Origin of the sequence: Acinetobacter sp. 1294596 (assembly GCF_000582925.1) — a bacterium.
Lineage (GTDB): Bacteria > Pseudomonadota > Gammaproteobacteria > Pseudomonadales > Moraxellaceae > Acinetobacter > Acinetobacter radioresistens.
The window spans coordinates 1-1,240 of sequence record NZ_JFCC01000100.1 but is presented as its reverse complement, the minus strand read 5'-3'; the positions used below and the strand labels follow the sequence as shown (position 1 = coordinate 1,240).

At 31.5% G+C, this 1,240-nt stretch carries 2 protein-coding genes; both read right to left on the bottom strand.

Annotated elements, in window-relative coordinates:
- Window positions 1-91: 91 nt before the first annotated feature.
- Window positions 92-535, bottom strand: a complete 444-nt coding sequence (locus tag J502_RS16005; protein WP_005014506.1) for a BLUF domain-containing protein — start codon at window positions 533-535, stop codon at window positions 92-94.
- 415 nt (window positions 536-950) lie between these two features.
- Window positions 951-1,240, bottom strand: a 290-nt coding sequence (locus J502_RS16775; protein WP_000807611.1) for an IS30 family transposase, incomplete at its 5' end; no start/stop codon positions are given.

Here is a 1,240-nt window from a genome sequence, read left to right as displayed (position 1 = left end):
ATAATCTTCTAATTATAAATATTTTATAGCTTATTTTTTAATACAAGTTATTAGACTATATAACTTCTAAAGCTATATAGTCTATTTGCTGCTAGCAGTTTTGCTTTAGGCTATAGTAGCTATCTGGCTGTTTAGCTAGAAGATCTATAAAATTAGGTATAGTTCCAGTATTAAGTAAATACGGATTAAACTCATCAAGGTGATGTTCACAAAAAAAGCTTAATATATCCTTATGGAAAATTGCATATTTCATATGCCAATTTGAAAATAAACGTTCGTTTATATTCTCAAAAAACATAATTTCACATTGTTCATGACGTATGTCTCTTAAAATTTTATTATAAAATAAATGTTCTACTTTTTCTTTGTCTCCTTCAAGACACTGAACAAAATAATTATTACCGTAGTAAAGGGCTCCATAAATTTGATTAGGATTATTAAAATCTAATGCTTCTGTAAGAATGTTGAATAATTCATTCATAGGATTAGCACAGTCTTTTAACTTGCTTACATACAACAATCTTACATCACTCACGTTCACCTCCAAACCAGACATATAAAAACCCACATAAAAAACTTTAAAAACCGACCTTATATAAATTATCTTTTTCCTGTATGAACAAATGATGAACCACAACTCTATTAACATCAGTGATGCTACTTATCTTTCTTATGAAGATTAAGATGAAGACATACCTATTGGCCTGTTATATCGTTGGTCATTTTTTCATGATGCATTTAAAAGCGGAACGGCTTATCCGGCAACCCATAGTTTTTTTACACTTAGCTATGACTGTCATGATCATTCTTCCCGACTTTGGGAAAGTCGTAATATGAATCAATACGCTAAGGATCTTGCAAGCTTTATGCAAAGTTAAACCGTAAAGAATAATACTCATTGACTCTCTACAACAGTAATGTCATTGCATACTATTTGAAGAACGGCGAATTCAAACATGAGGTGCGACAGTTTGAAAAGTCTTATGATAATCAACAAGCTGAGCAAATTTCTCTAATGGTGTAAGCCAATCTAACGCTTTTCTAGGACGAGTATTCAGTGACATGGCAACTTGATTTAAATAATGCTGATCTGCCTGATTTAAATCAATCCCTTTAGGTAAATATTGCCTAATTAAACCATTCATATTTTCGCATGTGCCTTTTTGCCAGGGTGAATGTGGGTCACAGAAATATACATCTATGCCTAAATCTTCTTCAAGTATTTTATGTTCTGCCATCT